Source organism: Exiguobacterium marinum DSM 16307, assembly GCF_000620845.1.
GTDB classification, from domain to species: Bacteria; Bacillota; Bacilli; order Exiguobacteriales; family Exiguobacteriaceae; genus Exiguobacterium; species Exiguobacterium marinum.
Genome location: NZ_KK211189.1, coordinates 614963 through 636337, shown reverse-complemented (window position 1 = coordinate 636337; position 21375 = coordinate 614963). Strand labels below are relative to the sequence as shown.

The window sequence follows — 21375 nt, the reverse complement described above, 5'->3', positions numbered from 1 at the left end:
TCATTGCCCTCCTGTCGCATATGTCATAACTTTTTCTTGTGTCGCCTCTTGTTTCGTGAGCGTACCAGTGATGACGCCTTCTCGCATGACGACAATTCGGTCGCTCATGCCGAGCACTTCTGGTAAATCAGAAGAGACCATGATGATGGCAACACCTGATTCTGCGAGATCGCTCATGATGTTATAAATTTCTTTCTTGGCGCCGACATCGACGCCACGGGTTGGTTCATCCAAAATCAAGACGTCCGGCTCGACACCTAACCATTTACCGAGCACAATCTTCTGTTGGTTCCCACCGGACAGCGATTTCACTTTTTGTTCCATCGAATGGTGCTTGACCCGCAGTTTTTGCAAGTACGTCTCCGCGAACGTCGCTTCTTGATGTTTCGAGATGACGGACCCTTTCGTCCGCTTGTCGAGTGTCGGGAGTGACAGATTTTCTCGGAGCGAGAAGTCGAGTAGCAACCCCTCTCCTTTTCGGTCCTCTGTCAAAAATGCGATGCCGTGCTTGATGGCGTCTGCCGGAGTCTTGATGCGAATCGGTTTCCCGTTCAGTTTAATGACTCCTCCTTTATGAGTGTCCGCCCCGAACAGGGCACGCATCACCTCGGTCCGTCCCGCTCCCATCAACCCTGAGAATCCGATGATTTCTCCTGCGCGAACGTTGAACGATACATTGTGGAACCGGTTACCTATTAAATCATTTACTTCGAGCACGATGTCCCCGAGCGTCGCAGTGCGCGTCGGATACCGTTCACCGATTTCACGTCCGACCATGTCGCGTACGGTTTCCTCAAAGGAAGTGTCTTGAATCATACGTGTTGAGATGGACTGTCCGTCCCGAAGTACGGTAATACGGTCACACAAGTCAAAAATTTCTTCCATCCGGTGGGAGATGTAGATGATGGATACTCCCTGGTCCCGTAATGCCCGTGATACGGCGAAGAGTGCCTGAATTTCGCGGTCCGTCAAGGCAGCTGTCGGTTCATCCATGACGATGACTTTCGCGTCCGTCATGAGCGCCTTCGCAATCTCAATCATCTGTTGCTGACCGACAGATAAATTGCGTGCCACTTCATTGACGTCCATGAAGACATTCAATTCTGCTAGATACTCCCGAGCCCGCCTCGCCATCTCTTGCTGTTTGATTGTCCCAAACGGCCCCGTCAGTTCTCGACCGAGAAACAGGTTCTCCGTCACCGTCATCTCAGGTAAGATATTGAGTTCTTGATGAATGAAGGCGATGCCTTCTTGCTCCGCTTCTTTTGGGTGCTTGAATTGCCGTCTCTTCTCATCGATCAGGATCTCTCCTTCATCTTGAGCGTGAAGACCGGTCATCACTTTCATCAACGTCGATTTCCCGGCACCGTTCTCACCCATGAGCGCATGAATCTCTCCAGGTAACAGTTCAAAATCGACTCCTTTTAAGACGGAGACTGGCCCGAACGACTTATGGATGCCTTTCAACTGAATATGCATCGAATCCCCCCTTAAAAAATGACCCCGGCGTGTAAGATAACGTTGGCGTAAGGTGTCGCTTCCCCAGTTCGAATGACGACTTTTGCTTTTGCGACTTCTCGTTTAAAGTCTTCATGCGAACACATGTCGATGCTCGTGTACCGTTCTTTCAGTGAATCCGCAATCGTCGGGTTGTGTGTGAGAATTTCCTCGGCAATTGTAATGCGCTCCACGACCATATCAGAGTCAACGGCATCTAGTACGTCTAAAAAAGAAGGTTCCCCGATGCGAAGACTGAGATCGACACGCTTCACACCGTCCGGAATCGGCAACCCGCAATCCGCGATGACGACTCGATCCGTATGTCCGAGGTCAGCAAAGATTTTAGCTAAATGACTATTCAAAATTCCTTGTTTTTTCATCACACGCGCTCCAATCGTTGTTGTACATCTTGCCGTGTCGGCATACCACCTTGTGCACCAAAACCTTCGACACTCATTCCTGACGCGACCACAGCAAATCGAACAGCTGCCTCTAGGTCACCCTGTTCACCAAGTGCGACAGCAAGTGCCCCGTTGAACGTATCCCCGGCTCCTGTCGTATCGACGACGTTCGCTCGAATGGCGGGTACGTGTCGCACCTGTTTCCCATCGTGGAATCGAACGCCATGGACGCCTTCCGTGACAAGTAGCTTGTTCGGATAGCGTTCGAGAACGTCATCTACGGACATTCCGTTAAATAAGTCACGGCACTCATGTTCGTTCGGTGTCAGATAGGTGACTTGTTCAACCACTTCTGGCGGAAGCGGTTGAGACGGTGCCGGATTGAGTAACACTGGTATCCCTTTTGACTGACAATAAGACGTCACTTGTTTGACCGTTTCAATCGGAATCTCGAGCTGTAAGAGTACGAACGACTGCTCATCGAGAAGTTGATTCAGTTCATCCTCCGTGAAGACGACCTTCTTGTTCGCCGATTGGACGACGACAATCGAGTTATCCTCTTCTGCCAATACGATGTGAGCTGTACCGGTCACTTCATCTGGTATAATGCGAACGTGCGTGACATCGACGTTGTGCTGTTTGAAGTTTTCGACAACCTGTTGTCCGAACGGATCACTTCCGACACAGCCGACCATCTTTACAGCGCCGCCTAGCTTGGAGGCAGCGACTGCCTGGTTCGCACCTTTCCCCCCTGGAACGGTACGGAACGACTCACCGATGACCGTTTCCCCTGCTCTTGGACGTTTGTCGGACGTGACGACGAGGTCCATCGATATACTGCCAATGACAACAATGCGTTTCATTCTTTATCTCTCCTTCCGCTTTGTCGTTTGTCTTTCAAGTAACGTGACCGGTAATAGCATCTCTTTCGGTCGCGTGTCTTTCTTCTCAATCAAGTCCAGTAATCGTTCGGTCGCGACTCGTCCCATCTCATAGATGGGTTGCACGATGGTCGTCAGTGGTGGAGACGTCATCTCACCTAGCTCGATTCCGTCATACCCGATGACCTGCAGTTCTTCCGGGACACGAATGTTCCGACGGACGGCTTCCTGCAACACAGCGGCCGCAATCACATCGTTCGCTGCGAAGATCCCATCGAACGGCCAGGAATGGTCGAATAGTTGTTGGGATGCTTTCAAAGCATCTTTAAACGTGAAAGTCGATTCGGTCATTCCGACAAGCTTGTCTCCTGCCGCTTCGACGAATCCTTCCGTCCGACGTTTGACTGTCTTTAAATGATCCGGACCGGCAATATGTGCCAGTCTTGTCGCACCACGTTCTAGCAACGTGTCGGCCGCCAACTTCCCACCCTCATATCCGTCAGATATAACCGCATCGATGCCCGCTTTCACGATTCGGTCAAGTGCGACCATGGGTAAATCTAACGTCTCGTAATTCGGATTGTGTGAATGGTTCGTCGTGATAATCAAGCCATCGACGTGCATCGTCTGCAGGGCAATCAAATACGTCTGTTCTTTTTCAAGTTGTTCGTCCGTGTTACATAAGACGACTTGATACCCGTGCTGATTTGCAACGTCCTCAATCGCCCGAGCCAACTGTGGAAAGAACGGGTTCGTGATGTCTGGCATGATGAGCCCAATCAAATTAGACGATTTTTTATAGAGTGAACGCGCGACTCGATTTGGTGCGTAGTTCAATTCCGCAATCGCCTTTTCAACCGCTTCTTTCGCCTCTTCGCTCACATATCCGCTTTTGTTCATGACGCGTGACACTGTCGCCACCGAGACGTTTGCGTGTTTTGCCACTTGCTTGATGGTCGCCATTTGACATCCTCCGTTCTGGAAACGCTTACAAAACCATCTTAATGTGTAACCGGTTACATATCAAGGGTTTTTTTATGATTTCATGAAAAAACACACTGAACTCATTCTCAGTGTGTGATTGAAACAGGGTTTAGTTGTACATAGACGAAGCAATCTACCGTTCGCCCATCGAGTCGGGTCAGTTCCTGTGTCTTCGTGAAGGCATAGGTAAAGCCTGACTTTTCCACGACGCGTCGCGATTGATCATTGAAGCTGAAATAGCCGCACCAAATCCGCTCTAGCTTTAACTCTTCGAATCCGAATCGAATCATCGCCTGAACGGCTTCCGGCACGTAACTATTCCCCCAATGATCTGGACTGAGCACATAGCCGATCTCACGTTGTGCATCATGTTGAATCGACGGATCCGGTCTTCGATCATGTAGTCCGATGCTGCCAATCACTTGCCCAGTCTCTTTCAAAACGATGGCCCATACGTCCGCTTCCTCGATGAAGAGTCGAATGACGTCCCTCGTTTCGTCAATCGATTCATGGGGTGCCCAACCCGCCATCGGTCCGACACGCTCATCTTTTGCGTAATGATACATGTCTTCTGCGTCTTCTAACGTGAACGCTCGTAACATCAATCGTTCTGTCTCTAGAGTGATCATATCAACCCGTCCTTTTACTTTGAGTTGTTTCCTCCACCGACCTAATGGGAAACGTTAGGCGAGGAGGAATGAACATGCCATTTGATTATGATTTAAACTTCGATGAAATCGACTTCCGACAACAACCCGAACTGTACCGGGTCGGCCGTGGCGAACAAGGTGTGCTACTCATCGAACCGTATAAAAGTGAAATTTTGCCGCATTGGCGATTCAAGACACCTGAAATTGCCCAGCAATCCGCTGAAGAAATCATGGAGCTGTTTGAAACATATCGCGCGAACGATGATTTCGTCGGGATGGATATGGCCCGAAAGTTCATCCAAATGGGCTATACACGGGCCCGGCGCTATGCCAATTATAAAGGCGGTCGTAAATATAAAGAAGACGGTGACATTCATGAGCGTCAAATCGATGAGGAGAAGGCAGAGTCCGCTCGTATCTTCAAAACGTATTGGGATCAGCTCCGTGCCGATGACGATTATTTACGACGTAAAAAAGCACATCAAAAACAGTACGGGTGAACTACTCGCCACAAGCGGAACAAATTTGCGTTGATGCGTACCATTGATTTGCCTTGATGAGTGTCCGTCCATAATCGCCTGATACGTCATCAACTCGGTGATTCCCTCTTCAGAATGCGGTTGATTATAAAAGTCATAAGGAGCTCCGTAGGTCCATTCTTGAATTTGACCTGCCCATTCACGCGTCATCGGTCGGTGATGCATTCGTCTTCCCCCCATGCTCTTTTTCGCGATTTCTATGTAAAAAAGATGAGGTTTCCCCCATCTTTATTTTCGAACCCATTCTGCCGTCATCGCGACATCCGCCGTATGCATGAGATTGTGGATTGGACATCGTGCTTCGACGCCTTTCCGTAATTCCGCAATCCGCTCATCCGATTCGGTCGTGTCGAGTACGATTTTCATATGAACCGACTCGAAGTAAGTGCGCACACCTTCCATCCCTTGGAACCCTCGTGGATCGAGTGTCCCTTCCGTCACGAACTCGACCCCTTCATACTCAAAGCTCATGTCCTGGGCGACATAAGCAATCATGACGGTCGTACAAGACGATAATGCTCCGAGAAGATATTCGAGTGGGTTCGGCCCCATATTCGTTCCACCGAGTCGCTCCGGCTCATCTACGATAAAAGGGGTGTGTTCTCCTACACGCACAGTCGTCTTGACGCCTCCAGCCTCTCCTTCGGCGCGCATCGTCACTAACGGTCTTTCTGACATGTTCCATCCTCCTCTCAATGATTAACCATTTCTATGTTCCCGTTATGTTGGACCATGTAACGCCTCATCATAAACCGCATAATCATTTTTGCCGTCTTGTTTGATTTGGTACATCGCCTGGTCTGCTTTATGAATCAATGTATCTAAATCAGTTCCTTGATCCGGGGCATGACTGACTCCGATACTCGCCCGGATTGGAATCGTCACATCCGACGTTTGGTACGGGTTCTGATTTAACGTCAGCTGAAGTTCGTGAATGAATGCAAGCACTTCAGAATCTGTTAAATCGACTAAATAAATATAGAACTCATCTCCTCCGACACGGGATGCCAAGCCGACGTCTCGTGCCGAAGCTTCCAACAGTCCACCTAAATGTGTTAAGAAATGATCACCGATTTGATGGCCATACGTATCGTTGACCGCTTTGAAACCGTCCAAATCAATGACCAGCAAAGATAGTCGCGAGGCACTCAGGAGCGCATGGTCTGCTTGTTCATAAAACGCACGGCGATTAGCCAATTTCGTAAGTGGATCATGGTAAGCGAAGAAGCGAATCGTCTGCTCGGCCTCTTTGAACGAATGGACGTCCCGAATGATGATCATCCCATGAATCGTTCGATCGATATCGACAAAGTCCCCATCGATAACGACGTACCGTTCTTGTCCAGACTTCGTCATAATTTTCGTTTCGAACTCTATAAACTTTTTACGTGTCCGAAAGTGTTTGGTGTAGTGTTCCATCCACTCTGCTTTTTTCTTTTCTGGCAACAAATCGACAAACCGTTCATTCACGACGCGGACCGTATGAAACAATGTTCGCGCAGCCGGATTCGCACTTTCCACCCTACCATCCGGATCAATCAACAAGATAGCGGATGGATTTAAATTATAGAGTGTCCCATATCGTTTAACATAAGAGGTTAAGAAGTCTAAACGATTCATCGCGATGACGAGCGCCACCGCCCAAACGAGCCCTCCATACATATAAGAGTACGGTGGAATAAATCCACGGAATTGAAAATAACCGAACACGATGTCCCACACCAATATGACTAATGCCGTCCAAAATAACATCCGTAATACCCGCTGATGTTCCCTACGTTCTGTTCGTCGTAACGCATAAAAAATAAGAAAGATAATCAGGGTGTGAAAAATATTCCCGACAGTTAAGGTAACCAAATAGGATGAATTGAACTCAGGATAAATCCAAATTCCGACCTGTTCGAACCGTTGACTGTTCGTAATATTTTCTCTCTGCACGTACGTCAACACGATTGGAATCAATGGCAAGTAGACAACCCATGGATACAGCCAACGTGGCGCCTTCGCACCGACACCCGTAATGTTCAATATGAAATGAATGGAGAAGATAAAGATCAAGATGCCGGCATTCCCAAACCAATATGTAATGAGTGCCGGACTATATTCAATCGGTGAAAGATGCCGGACAAACTCTGCCAAGAAAAGCATCGAATATCCGAACACAAATAGGCTCAGCAAACGATGCTCGACTTTATTCGGATTTCGTTGAAAGACATCGAGTGCTAAAAATCCGAGTAAAAATGACGGCAACAAATAGACCGCCAGATAAATAAACATCTCGGTCACGCGGAACCTCCTCACCTGTTCTTATTCTTCATTTCGCTATTCTGCTGACTTTCCCCTCTTTAACGTGACAAAAAACGGGATGGTTTACATCCCGTTCTTGTTTCGACCTACTTATAGCGTTTCTTCGATTGGGGTATCTCCTTTAATCAAATCAATCGCTTTGTTCTGAGCGTTCGAATGGTTATGAAGGACATGCACCAAGAACGATGCCACGTCTTCACGTGGAATCTCACCACTACCTTCGAAATTCGTGTTCACTTTGCCCGTTCCCGCGTCATCTGTCAACGCACCCGGACGCACAATCGTATACGTGAGCCCACTTTGTTCTAGTAAACGATCGGCATGATGTTTCGCCACATAGTATGGTTTCATCGAATCAGGCCAGGCTGAACGATCCTCTGCTTTTAAGGCGCTGAGCATAACGAAGTGTTTGATGTTCCCATTCGCTTGTGCCGCCTCGATACTCTTCGCCGCACCGTCTAGGTCAATCAAGAGTGTCTTGTCTGCTCCAGTACTTCCACCAGAACCAGCCGCGAACACGATGGCATCCATTCCATCAATCGCCTTTTGTAAGTCTGCCACTGAACCTTCGAGGTCGCCAAGTACCGCGTTATATCCTTTTGACTTGAAGTCCTCGAGTTGTTCTTCTTTACGTACCATCGCCGTGACTTGATGTTTTCCTTCTTTGTGTAACTTTTCGACCAACTGGTGGCCAATCTGACCGTTTGCACCGATAACAAATACGTTCATCTGTCTTCCTCCTCAAAAATTGAATTCAGAGACAAGCGAAACGCCGGGTAGCTTCTGCTACATCCGGTGCAGAAGCGATGGCGGAGATGACGGCAACACCGTCTGCCCCGTCATCAATAATAGCAGGGACATGATCGGGACGAATGCCCCCAATCCCCACAATCGGCAGCAGTGGATAGTGTCGACGAACTTGTTGAACCAGTTCCGTGCCACGCACAATCCCTGCATCCAGTTTACTTCGCGTCTCATGAATCGGACCGATGCCGACATAATCTGCGAACGGAAGAGCTGCACTGACTTCCTCCATCGTATGGACCGACACCCCTAACCATTTATCAGGTCCTAGCCGTTCTCGAACTTGTTTGGCAGGTAAGTCATCTTGTCCGACGTGGATGCCATCCGCGTCAATCGCGAGCGCCAATTCAACATCGTCGTTGATGATGAACGGGACCTTTGCTTCTCGACATTCATGTTGGAGCGTCCTTGCCATCGCTTCTTTTTCATCTCCATACAATGCATCTTTACCTTTTTCGCGAAATTGAAAACATGTCACACCACATCGAAGTGCCGTTTTGACGGTCGTCACCAAATCGGATGCGTCCGTCGTTCCACACACAAAGTAAAGGCGAAGCTGCTTAGCGAGTGCTTGTTTCGTACATGACGTCAATGGTAATCTGTTCTCCTTTCGCTAGGCGATGCCCCCAGTGATTAGTCGGTCCATGACCTTGCCCAATCGATAATCCATGTGCAATCGCCTGATGAATGAATCGTTTTGCGTCAACGACCGCTTGACGTAGTGTCTTCCCATACGCTAGTTCAGCTGTCAATGCGGCAGAGAACGTACATCCCGTCCCGTGCGTATCTTTCGTTTGGATTCGAGGTGCTTTTACGCGGAACGCTTCAGACTCGGTCACGATTAAGTCAACGGCTTCTACATCATTCGAATGTCCGCCTTTGATAATCACGATATCGACGCCAATGGCTCGAATCACCTGCGCTGCCTTCATCCGGTCTGCCTCGGTCCGAATCTCCATCCCCGCCAACACTTCTGCCTCTGGAATATTTGGGGTCACGATGGTCGCCTGTGGCAACAGCTTCGTGCGAAGTGCTTCGACCGCACTAACTTGCAACAAAGAGGCGCCCCCTTTCGCTACCATGACAGGGTCGACGACGACATGTTCGAAACGATATCGTTCGAGCGCCTTCGCCACCGCTTCAATTCGTTCAGCGTCCACCAACATCCCGGTTTTACAAGCGGTGATGCTAAAATCATCAGCTACCGCATCGATTTGTCGGGTAATCATTTCCGTGGAAATAGCCTCAATTCCATGGACCCCTAGTGTGTTCTGGGCTGTGATTGCAGTCAGCACGCTCGTCCCGAATACGCCGAGCTCTTGAAACGTTTTGAGATCGGCTTGAATGCCGGCTCCTCCGCCTGAATCAGATCCTGCAATCGTCAAAACTTGAGGTTTCATCATGTCGACACCTCGATTCGATTCGTCGGAATTGTATGTTGCGTCAATTGATGGAGGGCATTTAAAAAGTGAATCGGAAAGTCTCCCGGTCCTTCTGCTCGCTCACTCGCTAGCTCACCGGAATAAGCATAGCCTGACATGGCGGTCACCGTCGCTTTAAGGGCGTTCTTTTCGACTGCTAGACAAGCTCCGACCACTGCACTGAGTAAACATCCCGTACCGGTCGTCTCAGTCATGCGTTTCGTCCCGCCGTGTATTTCCATGACGACGTTCCCGTCGCTGACCATATCTTCTTTTCCAGTCACGGCCACGACACATCCGTATCGTTTCGCTGCTTCAAGCGCCAATTGTCGCGGTTCGCATGCACCGTCTCCAGCATCGACACCACGAGCTGCCCAATCGACACCAATCAACGTCGCGATTTCTCCTGCATTTCCTCGAATGGCCGTGACACGCACGTGACGCAAAATACGTTCGACCACATCTCGTCGGAATGACGTCGCCCCGACTCCGACCGGGTCGAGTACAATGGGGCATCCTGCCTCGTTCGCCGCCTGCCCTGCACGAATCATCGTGGCTTCGGTCATCGTACTAAGTGTCCCGATATTTAACACGAGCGCATCACTTATAAATGTCATCTCTGCCACTTCTTCGATTGCATCCGCCATGACGGGAGAGGCACCGATGGCGAGCAGTCCATTCGCCGAAAAATTCGCCACGACTGTGTTCGTGATGTTGTGAATGAGCGGTGCCTGCTTCCGAATCTCACTCCAAATCTCATGTCTCATTGGTTGACCTCCTGTGACAATGTCCACGACTCAAGTGTCCAAGCCATTTCCCAAAAAGCGACTTCGTAATAGCAACTCTTCAAGAACAGTTTCGTATAACGCACACGCTCTTCTTCTGTCGCTTGTCCTGCGAGCTCATCTAATCGATCGATTTGTTCTTCCACCAATTCACGGAACCACTCTGAGCCATACGTCGCAATCCAGGCCGAATAAATCGGATGATCAGGACGCTTGTCTTTAAGACGTTCGCCAATCTCGTAATACACCCAGTAGCACGGAAGGATCGACGCGAGCACGTCCCCGAGTGTCGGTCCTGCCTGTTGCATATGGAGCGCATACGCATAAGCGGTCGGAGCCGGCTCGAATGTCGCCAATTCGACATCCGTCACGTCGAGCATCGTAAAGAACTCTCGATGAAGTGAGAGTTCCGCCTCAATCGTGTGTAAGGCATGTGTTAAAAAACGGCTTGATAGTTCCATCGTCGGTGCGAGCGTCGCCCCCTTCGCCTGCACTTTCGAAAACTGATTCAAATAATAAGAGTCTTGCATGACGTAATGTCTGAACTTCTTCTCATCGAGCGTTCCTTCTCCGAGTGAACGGACAAACGGGTGATGAAAGCTTGCTTCAAACAATCCATCTGCTTCCTGACGTAAGTGATCTGTAAATTTCATATGAACTCCCCCTTATAACAGATAAAAGACGCCGCCTCCCATAACGGAAGCGGCGTCTCGAACAGTCATATCTAGGTGAAGCCATATGAGTCGTTTCGCCCACTTCCCTACGCTAGCGTGAACTAGATCAGGTTCAAAGGGTCTGGACCATGTCCATCTCAGCCGCGTAACGCGACTCCCCTAGTGGCAAACATTATGAAATTCAGTCGTCTTCGACCACATTCTATCAATTTTTTCATCAATTGCAAACCTTTTCCGATCCCGTTTTTCATTCTTCGCTTCGGGAATGGGTAAGGAAGCACATTGATAAGAAAAGGATGTGGACAGAATGAATACGATTTTATTGACGATTGCATTACTCTTCATCAGCTTGAACGTGTTTTGGTTTTTCAAACGTCAAACGTATAAACAGACAGGATTTGATGGGAGGTTGTTCGCTCAGTTATTCGTCAGCCTATTTGGTGTCATGTTAGGGTTCACGTTGATTTATTATGCGCTATCTCGCGATTCAGCCATTCTTGTGACCTCACTCGAATCCATGAATGCTGTCGAACCGACTTGGGAAAACCTCCTGTACTTCAGCGGGGTCACCCTACTATCGATTGGCTTTGGTGATTTGTTGCCAATCGGATTGACCCGATTATTCGCTATCATCGAAGGCGCAATCGGTATTTTATTACCGAGTGCCTTCTTCATCAAATCGATGTATCAGAAAGACGAGTGAAGATTTTCTAGCGTCCGGTGATGAGCAAAAACATATTGAACGCGACGAGACCAAGAGGAAGCATCGCAACCAAAATGATTGGCCATTTCTTTAAACGAATGCCGACAAAGAGGACGAGACTTCCGACTAAAAGGGCAATAAATGTCGTATATGGATTCATGAAAAAACGCTCCTTTCTCTATAAGGAGCGTTTCCCGGCTCTCGCCGTCATTAATCGTTCGAATGTCGAAGTGTTGCACATGCAGCACGGACGCGTCTCGCTTCTTCCTCCTGAAATACGAAATGGCCTTGTTCGGCGACGCGTTGCGCGCAAAAGAAAAAGAGTGATTGTAATCGGTCATGCGTGTCCTCAATGGCGCTCAGTTCAGCCGAGGCATACGTCGCCCCGAGCATCTCCCATAACTCTTCCGGTAAATGGTCGCGCATCCCGTCCCCTGACTTCCCAAGATTCACCGAGAAATCTGTCGCATAACCGATGTTCCATTCCATCATCTGACGGAGCATATTCCGCATGATGTCGAGGTGGTCGAGCGCATATAGCACTTGATGCCGCTTGATTCCTTTGACGACATAGAGCGACACCCACCAAAACTCATTCCAACAAGCCGCATACTCGTCAGCAGACGGATGTTTCACACGATACGATGTGTCTGACGGCGTCACATCTGGATGATCATCTCGGTCAAAGATGATTTGACTGAGCGAGTCGGATTCGAGCATCGCTTCAAGTTGATCAACACGCCGAATCGTCAAATCAAGACGGTGTCCGTCTACATATTGCACTAAAAACGTTACATGTCGTTCGGGATCAGACGTCTCAGGTGTCTGCATAATCAAGACCTCTCCAAACATGTCGATCCATGAGCGATCGGCCGCAACCGCTCTTACATCTTCCACGTAAAAGGCAAGATCGACATCCTGACATGGGTCTGGTCGGATGTTCGGATTGACGAGCGAGCCGTTCAAGACGACCGTTCGGATGTATTCACGTTCTGTTGCGAACGCAACCAGCTGTTCAATGATTTGTTCCGGCTTCATTCTACAATCGCCCCCAATGAGCGCGCGACTTGGATCGCCTGCATCGCGTCTAATTTTGTTTGCTGTAACGTCACGTTCGAAAAATCAACCCCATCGACGAGTGCTCCTCTGAAGTCGGCACTACGGCACACCGCATGTTGAAGTGTCGCCCGGGACAAGTCCGCCTGATACCAAACCGTCTCGGTCAAGTCAGTTCCGTACAGGTCCGCCTCAATTAAACGTACATGGGACCAATCCATCTTTTTGAGCGACACGTGGCGAAGATTGACGAATGACCAGTCCCCCTCTGTTACAAGAACGCCTTCAAACTGACTTTCTTCAAAAGATGACCCGGTCATTTTACATTGTTCAAACTCACTCGTGAACAAGTTGACACCATGAAACTGACAGTTCAAAAATGAACTGCCGACATGACGGGACGCGTTCCATTTCGAATCCGTGAAGTCACAATTGATGAACTGACAGCGCTCCGTTTGTAGTTCTGTTGCATCGACGTATGTGAAGCGACAGTTCTCGAACGTGACGTGTGACAGTTCTTCGTCTCGGAGTGTCACGTCACGGAAATCTTCGTCTCGATATTGCGTATGTGGTTGAAACATATGATCTCTCCTTCAGGTATACTAGAACAGATTACAAAGATTGGAAGTGATATAGATGGACATCGTATTTCCGACTGAACACGGCGTCTTCAATTACCGCGTTGCCGGTATTTTTGTAAAAGACGACCATTTATTGATTCACCGAAACGTCCGGGATGACTTTTGGGCATTACCCGGGGGGCGCGTGACGCTCGGTGAAGAAGCCGCAACCGCGCTCGCACGCGAGCTTCATGAAGAGTTGAACATGCATGTGACCGATACCTCGTTCGCTTTCGTGCACGAGAATTTATTTACGTACAACGACCAACCGTTTCATGAGATTGGACTGTACTTTTATGTAGATGGTGACCTCCCGCTCCAAGACGGAGATTTTTACGGATCTGAAGGAGATCACCTCATCTATCGTTGGCAAAAGCTTGACCGTCTCCAAGACGTCACGCTCTATCCAGAAGTATTGGGTCAACTCCCGAACCGTTTGCCAGTTCATTCACTAAACCCGTCTTGAACTTAGAGAAGCGATTTTAACTCATGTAAATGTCGAATCTCATACGTCGACTCCATCGTCGCGGCCACTTCTTTCGGATTGAACCAGCACGTATCTAGACCATACATCCGCCCACCGGCGATATCTGCCGTGACCGAGTCGCCGATGATTAAGCCTTTCTCTGGCGTTACATTTGGAATTCGGTCGAAAACATAGTCAAAGAACGGCTTCATCGGTTTTTGCGAGCCGGTCGCATCCGATACGAAGACGTCTTGGAAGTACGGCAATAGTCCCGATGACTCTAACCGTTTGAATTGAGTCTCCGTCACGCCGTTTGTGACGATGTAGAGCGGATAGTCTGCGCTCAGCGTTTGTACAATTTCTAACGCACCATCGATCATGTGTACGCCTGCATGTAAATAGTCACGATACTGCTGTTCGACATATGGTCCATCGACCGTGAGACCGAGCGAATCGAATAGTTTCGTGTGACGACCGACGAGTACTTCCTCGCGGTCTACTTCCCCACGTTCGAATGCACGCCATAGACCTGTGTTGATGTCGACATAGCGTGACTTCACCTCATCCGTCATCCGGACATTGTAGGATGCGAGCAATTGCTCCAAGGCGACGTGCTCACTTTGTTTAAAGTCTAATAGCGTGTCATCAATATCAAATAAAATGGCTTCATAACGTTTCATGGTTCTTTCTAACCCCTCTCTTCGTCTTAACTGTACAGGAAGTAGAAACGAACATCAAAAAAAGGGGGATAAACGTAATCCCCCTTTATCTTTTCTTGACGATGAACCGGATGGCTAAAACATCAGACTTGATTCTCTTTATTTTTCTTGGCCCAGACAAGAAAGAAAATTGCCATTCCGATGAAAAAAATCAACATCGAAAAAATCAATTGTTGCTCAAGTGGTAAACTCGTGCGAGCAAACGCATATTGCGGTCCAAATAAAAGAATCGGAATGATTAGATTAATCCATGTTTTTGTCCATACAGAGACGATGAGTAATGTGATTACACCAATTCCGAACAATACAAGTTGACCGACCGTACCGAAAACAACCGTCGGAGTATCGATGAAGATATCAAGCACCATCAAACCAAGAAATGATAACATTGGAATCGCAGCAAGCACGACATAGGTTACACCGTTTTTGAATTTGCTTTCCTTCGAGCGAACCGCCATAGTACGGAAAGCTTGTGAAGCAGCTAATAAGAAAAGGATCGCTACAAGTGGGAAACCAATCATTTGGATTGTTGAGAACGTCATCTCACCTTGAATGAAACTGCCAATAATAATGTATGCGAACAGGTTTGAAATCATCATCACAATGACTTTGATAAATTCATTCATGTCGAATGCCATCTCATGACCAATATACTGCATGTAGGAATTCGGACTTTGTCCAATGACATCGTCCACATCCTTCCCTGCTTGCTCCGCTTCTAACAAGTGATCCTTTAACTCAAAGACAATATCTTTCACCTCAGTCTCGGACTTCCCGCTCGACATGAGGTATACCGATAAATCATCTAAAAAATCACGACTTTTCTTTGAAAGTTCCATCTTTATTCTCCTCCCTGAGTACGCGGTCGACACCGCTTGAAACTTCTATCCAACGTTGTTTAAAGGCTAGTAATTCTTGTTGACCCACTTCCGTTAAAATGTAGTACTTCCGCTTTGGGCCTCCGGATGGAAGTTCTTTTTGAACCGTCTCGACCCATCCTTCTTTTTTCATCCGTAGCAGAACGGGGTAAATACTTCCTTCGCTCACCATTGTAAATCCATACGCCTGTAACTTTTCAGACATCTCGTAACCGTATGTCTCACCTTTACCAATAATGGCCAATAGACACCCTTCAAGCAGACCTTTTAACATTTGACTCATTGCCATGGCGTAACCTCACTTTCAATCAACTATCTTGTTATACATAATAGTAATGGAAACTAACCCCATTTACAACTACTTTGTAAAACAAGTTAGTTACACTTTTGGATGTTTATTTTTCTAAAACAAGTGAATACTTCTTATGGTGAAGAAAAAATAAAGGAGTGTTCAAATATGCATACAGATTTTACGAACATGTACATCAATGGTGAGTGGATAAGCGGGTCGAGCGAGAAGTCGATTGACAACGTCAATCCATTCTCGAACGAGACTCTCTTCTCGATTCGTTCAGCGGATGAAGATGACTTGAATCGCGCTTATGAAGCAGCGAAAGCGTCTCAAACGGACTGGGCTGACATGCTTCCGCAAGCACGCCGTGAGTTGATTGAGAAGTTTGCCCAGCTGACGATGGACAATAAAGACCTAATCGTTGACTGGCTCGTGAAAGAGTCTGGGAGTACACGTATCAAAGCGGAAAGTGAATTCGCCGCATCGATGGCCATCATCAAAGAAGCCGCGACGTTCCCATTCCGTATGGACGGGCTCATCAAACCTTCCATCGTCCCGAATAAAGAAAACCGAGTATATCGTAAACCACTCGGGGTCATCGGCATCATCAGCCCGTGGAACTTCCCGCTCCATTTGGCTGTCCGCTCGATTGTGACGGCTCTTGCGACCGGAAATACGGTCGTCGTCAAACCGGCAACAGCGACACCGGTCACAGGTGGGCTTCTTTTCGCATCCCTCTTTGAAGAAGCCGGTCTCCCGAAAGGTGTGCTCAATGTCGTCGTCGGACGAGGATCTGAAATCGGCGATGCGATTGTCGAACATCCGATCCCACGTCTCATCTCGTTCACAGGTTCGACCGAGGTCGGGCAAGGAATTGCGGAGAAGGCAGGTCGTCTGCTGAAGAAAACAGCACTTGAGCTCGGTGGAAATAACGTGTTCGTCGTACTCGATGATGCCGACCTCGACCGCGCCGTCGAATCAGCAGTCTACAGCAAGTTCTTCCACCAAGGACAAATCTGTATGTCGACGAACCGAATCCTCGTCGCTGAATCGATTCACGATGAGTTCGTGGATCGTTACGTTGAGCGCGTTAAACAGTTGAAAGCGGGTGACCCGAACGAAAAAGACACGCAAGTCGGTCCGCTCATCGATCATGACCAAATCGATCGCATTTTAGAACAGATTGAAAAAACGGTCGATGCCGGTGCGAACGTCCATACTGGCGGGACAGCGGACGGCAACGTCCTCGAACCGACCGTCCTCAGTGGTGTAACGAATGACATGCCGCTCGCGAAAAATGAAATCTTCGGTCCGGTCGCGGTCATCCTTTCGTTTAAAGATGACGAAGAGGCGTTACGTCTCTCGAACGAATTACCGTATGGATTGAGCGGTGCCGTCCACGGCTCGGTTTACCGTGCGACCAATTTTGCACGAAAAGTCGAAACCGGTATGATTCACGTCAACGACCAGTCGGTCAACGATGAACCGCACATGCCGTTCGGGGGCGAGAAAAACTCTGGTCTCGGACGCTTCAACGGTGAATGGGTACTCGAAGAGTTCACGACGCTTCAATGGGTGTCCATCATGCATGAACGTCGCGAGTATAAACCGTTCTTTTCTTAATACAGTCAATACGAAAAAACCAGGCTTGTCGGCCTGGTTTTTGTGTTGATTCTTCATTCAATGATCTCACGAAGTCGATTGGGGCTTTTCAATCACGACTTTTCCATGTTCATCTAGGAGAGGTGTCATCCCACTCAATCCTAATCCACTAGTCATTATGTAATGAACGCCCGTATAGCGATCCATGACAATCTTAATGATCCCACCACTCATATGCTGTTTCGACTTCAATACAAATCGTTGTCCCACGACATACCTTCTTCCTCTTTTTCAATTTAGAATGCCTTCACAATCATCTCATATCCACACGGAACATATACCATTTTTAACCATTTGAATCATTCTAAGAGCTCATTTACATCCTTGATGTGTTCTTCATCAACTTTGAAATACTCACTACTTTCCATACCTTTTGAAAAAACGAACTCGTCGCTGTCAGTTATCCAAAAGTTCACCATCAAATCCATTGTCGATTCAGCCGGATTATTGATGGTCACTACATATTGAGGAAGCCCTTCTGGTCGTTCATTTGTGATTGAACTCGTTTCAATAAACATTTTAAATTCCTCAATTTCATCGTCATCCGTCATCCTATTTTCAGAGTACACAATCGTTTGTTCATCAGTATAATTTCCAACAACTAGCTCTCGATCTTGTTGACCACATCCCATTAAAATAAATAACGGGATCACACTGAAGAAGGTAATCATTTTCTTCAAAGACATGTTCTCCCTCCTCCATATTTTAAATACGCTTACATATTATCATAGGCCATACTTTACAAAAAAGACGAACCAGGTCGCATTTCACGCCCCAATTCGTCGACAGTCTAAATCTTTAAGTTAGATTTTCTTCACGAACTCCGACTTCAGTTTCATCGCGCCCAGTCCCTCGATTTTACAGTCGATATCATGGTCACCTTCTACGAGTCGAATCCCCTTCACTTTCGTCCCTTGTTTGACGACAAGCGAGGTCCCTTTCACTTTCAAATCCTTGATCACGGTGACGGTGTCTCCGTCTTGAAGCGGGTTTCCGTTCGCATCTTTGATTTGGGACGCCGCTTCTGCTTCTGCCGCCTCGCTCGGTGACCATTCATAGGCACATTCCGGGCATACGAGCAATGGACCATCCTCGTACACATAAGATGATTGGCATTTTGGGCAACTTGGGTACTCAGTCATAATGTTTCCTCCATTCGATTCACTCGTTCCAGTATATCGTATGGTGGCTAAGTCTTTCTAGACCGTTCATTCTTCTGTAGGCGATGCAGGGCCTTCTAAATCAAGTTGATAAAACGATAAATCAAGCCATTTTCCGAACTTATATCCGGCCTTTCGAATCGTACCGGAATGAACAAATCCAACTTTTTCATGAGCACGAATACTCGTCACGTTCGACGCGTCAATTCCCCCAATGACCGTCTTCATCCCTCTCGTTTCGGCGATACGGATGATTTCTTTTAAGAGCTTGTTACCGATTCCTTTCCCGCGATAACCGGGATGCACATACACGGAATGTTCGACCGTGTAATGGTATGCCGGCCATGGACGGAACGGTCCGAACGTCGCAAATCCCATGACAACATCATCCTCTACCCATACGATGACCGGACAGTCTTGCACTTTCTTTTCCTCATACCAGGCCACTCGATTCTCGAGCGTCACCGGTTCATAATGATAGACGGCTGTACTGTTCACAATTGCGTCATTATAAATATGTAAAATCATTTGAAGATCATCTCGGCGACAGTTGCGAATCATCCCCACACCACCTCTTCGTTTTTTTCATTATACGAATCTCATCTTCAAAAGACACGAAAAAAGTGACCGGTTAATCAAACCGGTCACTTCGGTCATGCGGCCAAGCGGTCACACATCGAGGCACATTCTGTACAGACTCGCGCGCATTCCTGACAATGTGCATGCTTATGTTTCTCGCACTCTTGTGCACATGCTTTACAGATGATTGCACAAGCTCGAGCAAGTTCCGGAACAAATGCCGAATCACGCGTCATCGCCTCAGCAAGAAACGAACAGGCAGCAGCACATTCTCGGTCGAGTCGAATACAATCGACCATCATCTGTACATCTTTTTCCTCTAAACAAGATTCTAGACAATAGTTGCATGTCTCCACACATTCATGGAGCATTTCGAGTTCATTCGCATAAATTCGATGAGCCATACATCATTCCCCTTTCTCTTCTCCTTAAGCTCTTGACACGTTACTCTTCTTCCCTAATCGACAAAAGAAAAACGACCCGCTTCAAGAATCCGGATCGTTCACGAACTTGCGATATAAGCACGCAATTCGATTGAGAAACGTCGCATCATATTGTTTCGGCATGAAACGAAAGCGATAAAGACGATACATCCGTTTCAAATCTTCCCACTGATGATCGATTTGCTGGCCTTGTCTGAATCGTGCCAAATCGATTAAAAAAATTTGTCCGTTCGGGGTCAAAATAATATTTCTCAAATGAACGTCCGATGGGGTCAATCCGAGTAGCCTCGCTTGACGAAGTGATTCGTCCACTGCACTGATGTAAGTCGAATCAATCCAAATCCCCTCCGTCAGACACTCAAATAGCGTCTTTCCTTCGATGTAATCCATCACTATATATGACGCACCGGACTCATAGCACTTCGGAAAGTAAGGAAGTCCCTTTAGTTTTTCATAGATGGCCGCTTCTTCGGTTGCGATTTGTTCGTAACCTGGGAAGAACACTTTAATGACACGATCCTTTTCCTTTAAACGAAACACGGCCGCACTTCTTCCAATCCCATGTAAATGAAGCTCTGGGTGCATCGCCATCACCTGAAACGAGTCGCCTATCCGATCGAAGGTGACGTCCGCATATTGTTCATAGTTACTCATCTGTCACGCCTCTTTTCTGTTTCTCATTATTATCATAGCTTATTCAAGCTCATTTGACTCTAAAATCCGCTTGGATGATCGCCAAGTGACGTTCTTTCTCTAAAGACGTATAATGAATGGCGAGTGAAAACTAAGGAGGAGTTATTATGCAACGCATCGCTTTAACAGAGGAACTATCATTTTCACGTGTCGTTCACGGAATGTGGCGTCTCGCTGATTGGGATATGACCCCGCAGGAACGCCTTACATTCATCGAACAATGTATCGAACTCGGCATCACAACTTTTGACCATGCTGACATTTATGGGGGTTATACATGCGAAGGGTTGTTTGGGGAAGCGTTAAAACTCAAACCTGAACTCCGTGACCAAATGGAGATTGTTACAAAAACGGGCATCAAATTGACAGGATCATTCAATCCGGGTCAAACGCTCAACTATTACGATACGACTAAAGAACATATCATCGCGCAAGCGGAACGGTCGTTGAAAGAACTCGCCATTGATTATATCGATACGCTACTCATCCACCGTCCAGACCCGTTGATGAATCCGGATGAAGTCGCTGAGGCGTTCATCACGTTACGCGATAGCGGTAAAGTACGCGAGTTTGGTGTATCCAACCATGTACCAGCCACACAGAACTTGCTCCAATCACGTTTGCCGTTCCAACTCGTGACAAATCAACTTGAACTGTCTCCGATGCAATTGAAGCACTTCGAGGATGGATCCGTTGACCTTTGTCATGAAAAACGGATGCCACTCATGGCCTGGAGTCCACTAGCCGGAGGTCAGCTCTTCAAAGATGAACAGTATGCGCCACTTCGTGAAAAACTTGAAGACATTCGTTCACGTCATAACGCGAGCGGGATTGACTCAATCGTGTATGCATGGCTTATCAAACATCCGGCGAACATCATGCCGATCATCGGATCAGGAAAAATTGAGCGTGTTCAGACAGGTGTCGATGCTCTTCAAATCGACCTCACACGTGAAGAATGGTTTGAAATTTTGAAGGCGGCACGCGGTCGAGATGTTGATTGAAGGAAACTTCATCAAATAAATTCCACACAATTAGAAAGTGATCATTTAGATGAAATATCGACTTTTTTCAATATCTCATGATATCAACGTTTTTTCGTCAAAAACCGACATGAGAAAAAAGTGAAAAAGTAAAATTAAGACATAATTGGTTTTA

30 protein-coding genes and 1 riboswitch are annotated in these 21375 nt (G+C 47.6%); of the genes, 5 read left to right on the top strand and 25 right to left on the bottom strand.

Annotated elements, in window-relative coordinates; all coding sequences use genetic code 11:
• The 5 genes from P400_RS0103780 to P400_RS0103760 all read right to left on the bottom strand — a co-directional run bounded on the left by P400_RS0103780 (position 1) and on the right by P400_RS0103760 (position 4395).
• Positions 1-1479, bottom strand: a complete 1479-nt coding sequence (locus P400_RS0103780) for a sugar ABC transporter ATP-binding protein (protein ID WP_026824920.1) — start codon at positions 1477-1479, stop codon at positions 1-3.
• Between the two features lie 11 nt (positions 1480-1490).
• Complete coding sequence (gene rbsD, locus P400_RS0103775) at positions 1491-1880, bottom strand: D-ribose pyranase (protein ID WP_026824919.1); 390 nt, start codon at positions 1878-1880, stop codon at positions 1491-1493.
• Positions 1880-2764, bottom strand: a complete 885-nt coding sequence (gene rbsK, locus P400_RS0103770) for a ribokinase (RefSeq protein WP_026824918.1) — start codon at positions 2762-2764, stop codon at positions 1880-1882. The genes rbsD and rbsK overlap by 1 nt, the downstream gene beginning before the upstream one ends.
• A gap of 3 nt (positions 2765-2767) precedes the next feature.
• Positions 2768-3745 (bottom strand): LacI family DNA-binding transcriptional regulator, encoded by a 978-nt coding sequence (locus P400_RS0103765; RefSeq protein WP_026824917.1) that lies wholly within the window; start codon positions 3743-3745, stop codon positions 2768-2770.
• Between the two features lie 107 nt (positions 3746-3852).
• On the bottom strand, positions 3853-4395 hold the full coding sequence (locus P400_RS0103760; RefSeq protein WP_026824916.1) for a GNAT family N-acetyltransferase: 543 nt from the start codon (positions 4393-4395) through the stop codon (positions 3853-3855).
• Between the two features lie 74 nt (positions 4396-4469).
• Here P400_RS0103760 and P400_RS0103755 point away from each other — a divergent pair, with 74 nt between their 5' ends.
• The gene (locus P400_RS0103755; protein WP_026824915.1) at positions 4470-4916 is read left to right on the top strand and encodes a DUF4385 domain-containing protein; all 447 of its coding nucleotides are present in this window, start codon (positions 4470-4472) and stop codon (positions 4914-4916) included.
• On the opposite strand, the gene P400_RS15755 is transcribed toward P400_RS0103755, so the two are convergent.
• The 8 genes from P400_RS15755 to tenA all read right to left on the bottom strand — a co-directional run bounded on the left by P400_RS15755 (position 4878) and on the right by tenA (position 10925).
• Positions 4878-5120, bottom strand: a complete 243-nt coding sequence (locus tag P400_RS15755) for a hypothetical protein (protein WP_026824914.1) — start codon at positions 5118-5120, stop codon at positions 4878-4880. The two genes, P400_RS0103755 and P400_RS15755, sit on opposite strands and share 39 nt — an antisense overlap.
• A gap of 63 nt (positions 5121-5183) precedes the next feature.
• The gene (locus P400_RS0103745) at positions 5184-5633 is read right to left on the bottom strand and encodes an OsmC family protein (protein WP_026824913.1); all 450 of its coding nucleotides are present in this window, start codon (positions 5631-5633) and stop codon (positions 5184-5186) included.
• Between the two features lie 42 nt (positions 5634-5675).
• Entirely contained in the window at positions 5676-7232 is a 1557-nt protein-coding gene (locus tag P400_RS0103740) for a diguanylate cyclase domain-containing protein (protein ID WP_235181871.1), read from the bottom strand.
• 120 nt (positions 7233-7352) lie between these two features.
• Positions 7353-7991: an SDR family oxidoreductase gene (locus P400_RS0103735; RefSeq protein WP_026824911.1), complete on the bottom strand. Its 639-nt coding sequence runs from the start codon at positions 7989-7991 to the stop codon at positions 7353-7355.
• A gap of 25 nt (positions 7992-8016) precedes the next feature.
• Entirely contained in the window at positions 8017-8658 is a 642-nt protein-coding gene (thiE, locus tag P400_RS0103730) for a thiamine phosphate synthase (protein ID WP_026824910.1), read from the bottom strand.
• Positions 8627-9466, bottom strand: coding sequence for a bifunctional hydroxymethylpyrimidine kinase/phosphomethylpyrimidine kinase (gene thiD / locus P400_RS14840; protein WP_034770808.1), 840 nt, complete (start codon positions 9464-9466; stop codon positions 8627-8629). Before thiD ends, thiE begins: the two co-directional genes overlap by 32 nt.
• A complete protein-coding gene (gene thiM / locus P400_RS0103720; RefSeq protein ID WP_026824909.1) occupies positions 9466-10254 on the bottom strand; it encodes a hydroxyethylthiazole kinase in 789 nt (262 codons plus the stop codon). The genes thiD and thiM overlap by 1 nt, the downstream gene beginning before the upstream one ends.
• Positions 10251-10925 carry a thiaminase II gene (gene tenA / locus P400_RS0103715; protein WP_026824908.1) on the bottom strand — a complete coding sequence of 225 codons (675 nt, stop codon included), beginning with the start codon at positions 10923-10925 and terminating at the stop codon, positions 10251-10253. The genes thiM and tenA overlap by 4 nt, the downstream gene beginning before the upstream one ends.
• 87 nt (positions 10926-11012) lie before the next feature.
• Positions 11013-11117, bottom strand: a riboswitch (TPP riboswitch).
• A 136-nt stretch (positions 11118-11253) separates the two neighbouring features.
• Here tenA and P400_RS0103710 point away from each other — a divergent pair.
• A complete protein-coding gene (locus P400_RS0103710; RefSeq protein ID WP_026824907.1) occupies positions 11254-11649 on the top strand; it encodes an ion channel in 396 nt (131 codons plus the stop codon).
• A gap of 7 nt (positions 11650-11656) precedes the next feature.
• Here the strand turns inward: P400_RS0103710 and P400_RS15695 are convergent, their stop codons facing one another.
• Genes P400_RS15695 through P400_RS0103695 form a run of 3 tightly spaced genes read right to left on the bottom strand, consistent with a single transcriptional unit; the run spans position 11657 to position 13286 of the window.
• Positions 11657-11809: a hypothetical protein gene (locus P400_RS15695; RefSeq protein ID WP_012727577.1), complete on the bottom strand. Its 153-nt coding sequence runs from the start codon at positions 11807-11809 to the stop codon at positions 11657-11659.
• A gap of 50 nt (positions 11810-11859) precedes the next feature.
• Positions 11860-12687, bottom strand: a complete 828-nt coding sequence (locus P400_RS0103700) for an aminoglycoside 6-adenylyltransferase (protein ID WP_026824906.1) — start codon at positions 12685-12687, stop codon at positions 11860-11862.
• Positions 12684-13286 carry a pentapeptide repeat-containing protein gene (locus P400_RS0103695; protein ID WP_026824905.1) on the bottom strand — a complete coding sequence of 201 codons (603 nt, stop codon included), beginning with the start codon at positions 13284-13286 and terminating at the stop codon, positions 12684-12686. Before P400_RS0103695 ends, P400_RS0103700 begins: the two co-directional genes overlap by 4 nt.
• 55 nt (positions 13287-13341) lie before the next feature.
• Here P400_RS0103695 and P400_RS0103690 point away from each other — a divergent pair, with 55 nt between their 5' ends.
• Positions 13342-13791, top strand: coding sequence for an NUDIX hydrolase (locus tag P400_RS0103690; protein ID WP_026824904.1), 450 nt, complete (start codon positions 13342-13344; stop codon positions 13789-13791).
• Positions 13792-13793: 2 nt separating this feature from the next.
• Here the strand turns inward: P400_RS0103690 and P400_RS0103685 are convergent, their stop codons facing one another.
• The 3 genes from P400_RS0103685 to P400_RS0103675 form a co-directional block, all read right to left on the bottom strand.
• Positions 13794-14471, bottom strand: a complete 678-nt coding sequence (locus tag P400_RS0103685; RefSeq protein WP_026824903.1) for a YjjG family noncanonical pyrimidine nucleotidase — start codon at positions 14469-14471, stop codon at positions 13794-13796.
• 122 nt (positions 14472-14593) lie between these two features.
• Complete coding sequence (locus P400_RS0103680) at positions 14594-15349, bottom strand: DUF1129 family protein (RefSeq protein ID WP_026824902.1); 756 nt, start codon at positions 15347-15349, stop codon at positions 14594-14596.
• Positions 15324-15677: a PadR family transcriptional regulator gene (locus tag P400_RS0103675; protein ID WP_026824901.1), complete on the bottom strand. Its 354-nt coding sequence runs from the start codon at positions 15675-15677 to the stop codon at positions 15324-15326. The genes P400_RS0103680 and P400_RS0103675 overlap by 26 nt, the downstream gene beginning before the upstream one ends.
• 168 nt (positions 15678-15845) lie before the next feature.
• Here P400_RS0103675 and P400_RS0103670 point away from each other — a divergent pair, with 168 nt between their 5' ends.
• Entirely contained in the window at positions 15846-17303 is a 1458-nt protein-coding gene (locus P400_RS0103670) for an aldehyde dehydrogenase family protein (protein WP_026824900.1), read from the top strand.
• Positions 17304-17369: 66 nt separating this feature from the next.
• Here P400_RS0103670 and P400_RS0103665 read toward each other — a convergent pair whose 3' ends face one another.
• The 6 genes from P400_RS0103665 to P400_RS0103640 form a co-directional block, all read right to left on the bottom strand.
• Positions 17370-17552 carry a DUF6440 family protein gene (locus tag P400_RS0103665; RefSeq protein WP_026824899.1) on the bottom strand — a complete coding sequence of 61 codons (183 nt, stop codon included), beginning with the start codon at positions 17550-17552 and terminating at the stop codon, positions 17370-17372.
• Positions 17553-17641: 89 nt separating this feature from the next.
• Positions 17642-18028 (bottom strand): hypothetical protein, encoded by a 387-nt coding sequence (locus tag P400_RS0103660; protein WP_026824898.1) that lies wholly within the window; start codon positions 18026-18028, stop codon positions 17642-17644.
• A gap of 117 nt (positions 18029-18145) precedes the next feature.
• Positions 18146-18484, bottom strand: coding sequence for a zinc ribbon domain-containing protein YjdM (locus P400_RS0103655; RefSeq protein WP_026824897.1), 339 nt, complete (start codon positions 18482-18484; stop codon positions 18146-18148).
• Positions 18485-18550: 66 nt separating this feature from the next.
• Positions 18551-19063, bottom strand: a complete 513-nt coding sequence (locus tag P400_RS0103650) for a GNAT family N-acetyltransferase (protein ID WP_026824896.1) — start codon at positions 19061-19063, stop codon at positions 18551-18553.
• Positions 19064-19155: 92 nt separating this feature from the next.
• The gene (locus P400_RS0103645) at positions 19156-19485 is read right to left on the bottom strand and encodes a four-helix bundle copper-binding protein (RefSeq protein WP_026824895.1); all 330 of its coding nucleotides are present in this window, start codon (positions 19483-19485) and stop codon (positions 19156-19158) included.
• A gap of 81 nt (positions 19486-19566) precedes the next feature.
• Entirely contained in the window at positions 19567-20178 is a 612-nt protein-coding gene (locus P400_RS0103640; RefSeq protein ID WP_026824894.1) for a serine/threonine protein kinase, read from the bottom strand.
• Positions 20179-20324: 146 nt separating this feature from the next.
• Between P400_RS0103640 and P400_RS0103635 the strand changes: the two genes are divergently transcribed.
• Complete coding sequence (locus P400_RS0103635) at positions 20325-21221, top strand: aldo/keto reductase (protein ID WP_026824893.1); 897 nt, start codon at positions 20325-20327, stop codon at positions 21219-21221.
• The last annotated feature ends 154 nt before the right edge of the window (positions 21222-21375 follow it).

Excerpts from the sequence above, each read along its gene's own strand:
- rbsK (WP_026824918.1), bottom strand. The coding sequence starts at position 2,764 with ATGAAACGCATTGTTGTCATTGGCAGTATATCGATGGACCTCGTCGTC.
- P400_RS0103735 (WP_026824911.1), bottom strand. The coding sequence starts at position 7,991 with ATGAACGTATTTGTTATCGGTGCAAACGGTCAGATTGGCCACCAGTTG.
- P400_RS0103675 (WP_026824901.1), bottom strand. The coding sequence starts at position 15,677 with ATGGCAATGAGTCAAATGTTAAAAGGTCTGCTTGAAGGGTGTCTATTG.
- P400_RS0103760 (WP_026824916.1), bottom strand. The coding sequence starts at position 4,395 with ATGATCACTCTAGAGACAGAACGATTGATGTTACGAGCGTTCACGTTA.
- P400_RS0103685 (WP_026824903.1), bottom strand. The coding sequence starts at position 14,471 with ATGAAACGTTATGAAGCCATTTTATTTGATATTGATGACACGCTATTA.
- thiM (WP_026824909.1), bottom strand. The coding sequence starts at position 10,254 with ATGAGACATGAGATTTGGAGTGAGATTCGGAAGCAGGCACCGCTCATT.
- P400_RS0103700 (WP_026824906.1), bottom strand. The coding sequence starts at position 12,687 with ATGAAGCCGGAACAAATCATTGAACAGCTGGTTGCGTTCGCAACAGAA.
- P400_RS0103710 (WP_026824907.1), top strand. The coding sequence starts at position 11,254 with ATGAATACGATTTTATTGACGATTGCATTACTCTTCATCAGCTTGAAC.
- P400_RS0103650 (WP_026824896.1), bottom strand. The coding sequence starts at position 19,063 with ATGATTCGCAACTGTCGCCGAGATGATCTTCAAATGATTTTACATATT.
- P400_RS15695 (WP_012727577.1), bottom strand. The coding sequence starts at position 11,809 with ATGAATCCATATACGACATTTATTGCCCTTTTAGTCGGAAGTCTCGTC.
- thiD (WP_034770808.1), bottom strand. The coding sequence starts at position 9,466 with ATGAAACCTCAAGTTTTGACGATTGCAGGATCTGATTCAGGCGGAGGA.
- P400_RS0103765 (WP_026824917.1), bottom strand. The coding sequence starts at position 3,745 with ATGGCGACCATCAAGCAAGTGGCAAAACACGCAAACGTCTCGGTGGCG.
- tenA (WP_026824908.1), bottom strand. The coding sequence starts at position 10,925 with ATGAAATTTACAGATCACTTACGTCAGGAAGCAGATGGATTGTTTGAA.
- P400_RS0103695 (WP_026824905.1), bottom strand. The coding sequence starts at position 13,286 with ATGTTTCAACCACATACGCAATATCGAGACGAAGATTTCCGTGACGTG.
- P400_RS0103640 (WP_026824894.1), bottom strand. The coding sequence starts at position 20,178 with ATGAGTAACTATGAACAATATGCGGACGTCACCTTCGATCGGATAGGC.
- rbsD (WP_026824919.1), bottom strand. The coding sequence starts at position 1,880 with ATGAAAAAACAAGGAATTTTGAATAGTCATTTAGCTAAAATCTTTGCT.
- P400_RS15755 (WP_026824914.1), bottom strand. The coding sequence starts at position 5,120 with ATGCATCACCGACCGATGACGCGTGAATGGGCAGGTCAAATTCAAGAA.
- P400_RS0103680 (WP_026824902.1), bottom strand. The coding sequence starts at position 15,349 with ATGGAACTTTCAAAGAAAAGTCGTGATTTTTTAGATGATTTATCGGTA.
- P400_RS0103645 (WP_026824895.1), bottom strand. The coding sequence starts at position 19,485 with ATGGCTCATCGAATTTATGCGAATGAACTCGAAATGCTCCATGAATGT.
- P400_RS0103740 (WP_235181871.1), bottom strand. The coding sequence starts at position 7,232 with ATGTTTATTTATCTGGCGGTCTATTTGTTGCCGTCATTTTTACTCGGA.
- P400_RS0103745 (WP_026824913.1), bottom strand. The coding sequence starts at position 5,633 with ATGTCAGAAAGACCGTTAGTGACGATGCGCGCCGAAGGAGAGGCTGGA.
- P400_RS0103655 (WP_026824897.1), bottom strand. The coding sequence starts at position 18,484 with ATGACTGAGTACCCAAGTTGCCCAAAATGCCAATCATCTTATGTGTAC.
- P400_RS0103755 (WP_026824915.1), top strand. The coding sequence starts at position 4,470 with ATGCCATTTGATTATGATTTAAACTTCGATGAAATCGACTTCCGACAA.
- P400_RS0103635 (WP_026824893.1), top strand. The coding sequence starts at position 20,325 with ATGCAACGCATCGCTTTAACAGAGGAACTATCATTTTCACGTGTCGTT.
- P400_RS0103670 (WP_026824900.1), top strand. The coding sequence starts at position 15,846 with ATGCATACAGATTTTACGAACATGTACATCAATGGTGAGTGGATAAGC.
- P400_RS0103780 (WP_026824920.1), bottom strand. The coding sequence starts at position 1,479 with ATGCATATTCAGTTGAAAGGCATCCATAAGTCGTTCGGGCCAGTCTCC.
- P400_RS0103660 (WP_026824898.1), bottom strand. The coding sequence starts at position 18,028 with ATGTCTTTGAAGAAAATGATTACCTTCTTCAGTGTGATCCCGTTATTT.
- P400_RS0103690 (WP_026824904.1), top strand. The coding sequence starts at position 13,342 with ATGGACATCGTATTTCCGACTGAACACGGCGTCTTCAATTACCGCGTT.